The organism is Guyparkeria sp. (assembly GCF_046545975.1).
GTDB lineage: Bacteria > Pseudomonadota > Gammaproteobacteria > Halothiobacillales > Halothiobacillaceae > Guyparkeria.
Window position 1 is genome coordinate 1 of record NZ_JBKGYT010000136.1, and the last position, 2,533, is coordinate 2,533.

4 protein-coding genes are annotated in these 2,533 nt (G+C 67.2%); 3 read left to right on the forward strand and 1 reads right to left on the reverse strand.

What is annotated here, in order from left to right; translation table 11 throughout:
- The coding region (locus ACLFMY_RS08915; RefSeq protein ID WP_410764308.1) for an HAD family hydrolase at positions 1-564 on the forward strand (564 nt) is incomplete at its 5' end.
- A gap of 13 nt (positions 565-577) precedes the next feature.
- Here ACLFMY_RS08915 and ACLFMY_RS08920 read toward each other — a convergent pair.
- Positions 578-1,471 carry a LysR family transcriptional regulator gene (locus ACLFMY_RS08920; protein ID WP_410764309.1) on the reverse strand — a complete coding sequence of 298 codons (894 nt, stop codon included), beginning with the start codon at positions 1,469-1,471 and terminating at the stop codon, positions 578-580.
- Positions 1,472-1,591: 120 nt separating this feature from the next.
- Between ACLFMY_RS08920 and ACLFMY_RS08925 the strand changes: the two genes are divergently transcribed.
- Both ACLFMY_RS08925 and ACLFMY_RS08930 read left to right on the forward strand, forming a co-directional pair.
- A complete protein-coding gene (locus tag ACLFMY_RS08925) occupies positions 1,592-1,999 on the forward strand; it encodes a DUF2237 family protein (protein ID WP_410764310.1) in 408 nt (135 codons plus the stop codon).
- Positions 2,000-2,027: 28 nt separating this feature from the next.
- Positions 2,028-2,533, forward strand: a 506-nt coding sequence (locus ACLFMY_RS08930; RefSeq protein WP_410764311.1) for an aconitase family protein, incomplete at its 3' end; no start/stop codon positions are given.

Sequence of the window (2,533 nt, forward strand, 5' to 3'; positions counted from 1 at the left end):
GCGCCGGACTGGGCCGGAAACGACCGCAACACGCTTGCGACGATGCTCGCGGACTTCGAGGAGATCGAGCCCCAGGAACCGGAAAAGCAGAATACCTACAAGCTGAGCTATTACGCCCCGGCGAACATCGACGGGGAGGCGCTTGCCGACCGGATCCGCGATCACCTGGCGGATGCGGGGGTGCGCAGCAGTGTCATCTGGAGCATCGACGAGATGGCCGATGTCGGGCTGGTCGACGTCCTGCCTGCCGGTGCAACCAAGGTGCACGCGATCCGGTTTCTCCAGTCACACCTGCACGTCCCCCATGGCCGGACGGTCTTTGCCGGCGACAGCGGCAACGACCTGCCGGTCCTGACCAGCGGTCTGCAGGCGATCGTGGTCGCCAATGCCCGGGAGGAAGTCAAGCAGGCCGCCATCCGTGCCGCCGAGGCGCGCGGCACCGAAGCCAACCTGTATGTCGCCCGTGGCGGGCTGCTGGGGATGAACGGCAACTACGCGGCGGGTATCCTCGAGGGGATCATGCATTTCATTCCCGAAGCCCGTACGTGGCTCGAAATCGCGTAACCGCCGGGTGTATTCAGGTCCCGTCAATCTCCTCCACCACCGCCATGAAGGCCTCGGCAAGTGAATTGCGCGCCCGGCCGACCGGCTCGATCCGCCCCAGGCGGCGGGTGGGCAGGACGCAGTCGCTGGACTCGAGACGCACGAGTCCTTCCCGCTGCAGGGTGGTCGGGAGCAGTGCCCATCCCACTCCCGTGCCGGCCAGTACCGCGATCGAGTCGAGCTGATTGATCTCGATCACTGCCGGAGGGATCAGCCCGCAATCGTCGAGCCAGCGATCGATCGCCGCGCGGGTGCTGGTGGCGCGCGCCGGGAGGATCAGCGGCAGCCGTTCACCCTGGCGGCGCAGGTCGTCGGCCGAGGATCCCGCCAGGTGGCGACCGGCGATCATCGGCACGAGGGTTTCCTCGCGGAACGCCTGCGTCCGGACACCGTCACCGACCCGTGGCGGCAGGGTGGCGTAGGCCAGCGCGACCTCGCCGTTGCGGACCGCCTCGATGGCCCGCTCGGAGTCGTGGAAGCTCAGGTCGAGCAGCACCTCGGGGTGACGGGTGGAGAACCGCTCGAGGGCAGCAGGCAGCAGGTGCAGGCCGCAGTAGTGGCTGAGCGCGAGTGACAGTCGTCCCCCGCCTGCGCCCTCCCCGGAAGCGGCCACCGTGGCGATGTCGTCCAGGCTGCGCTGGACGGCTCGGACGGCCGGGAGCAGCTGTTCCCCCGGGTAGGTGAGAACCACGCGCTGCCCCAGCCGGTCGAACAGGGAAAACCCCAGCCGCTGCTCGAGCAGGGCGACCCGCTTAGAAATGGCAGGCTGGCTGACATGCAGTCGCGCGGCCGCCCCGGAGAACGAGCCGGTCTCGGCCACGGCCAGGAAGGTCAGCAATTGCTGGGTATCGAGCTGGGCGGGATTCATGACCGGCCTCGTAAGGGGTTGGCGGAATGGGTGATGAGCCCCCATATCATAACCAAATGGAATAAAGCTGATCATTAATTTCCATTTTGGTTATCAACTTTCGGACACTATGATGACCCCATGAAAACAACAGGCCTGAACGTGCTGGGGCTGCCACTGCAGCCATGCTCGACGGAGCCGCTCACCGGCTTCTACCGGGACGGGCGCTGCCACGTGGCGGCCGAGGACCCCGGGGCCCACGGCGTCTGTGCGGAAGTGGACGATGCCTTTCTCCACTACACGGCGTCACGGGGCAACGAGCTCCGCCGCGCCGTCCCCGGGCAGGATTTCCCCGGCCTGCAGGCAGGTGACCGCTGGTGCCTGTGTGCACTGCGATGGCGGGAGGCCTTCGAGGCGGGCGTGGCGCCGCCGGTGGTGCTGGCCTCCACGCACCACGCCGTGCTCAAGGTGCTGCGACTGCGGGACCTGATCGAGCACGCGGTCGACCCGCCGGCATCGGGCCTCGACGACGGTTTTTTCGAATTCTGATCCAGGTAACGCGACCCAGGACATTCCCATGGCAGGAAAGACACTCTACGAAAAACTCTTCGACGCGCACGTCGTCCACGAACAGGACGACGGCACCGCGTTGTTGTACATCGACCGTCACCTCGTCCACGAGGTAACCAGCCCGCAGGCCTTCGAGGGGCTGCGCCTGGCCGGTCGCCAGCCGTGGCGCACCGGGGCGATGCTGGCCGTGCCGGATCACAACGTGCCGACGACCAACCGCGCCGGCGGCATCGCTGACCCCGTATCGCGGATCCAGGTCAGCACGCTCGACGAGAACTGCCGCGAGTTCGGGGTGCAGGAATTCCCCATGGCCGACCTGCGCCAGGGCATCGTGCACATCATCGGCCCCGAGGAAGGCTTCACGCTCCCCGGCGCGACGGTGGTCTGCGGCGACTCGCACACCTCCACCCACGGGGCGGTGGGTGCGCTGGCCTTCGGCATCGGCACCTCCGAGGTCGAGCACGTCATGGCGACCCAGACGCTTCTCCAGAAGCGCGCCAAGACATTGCAGGT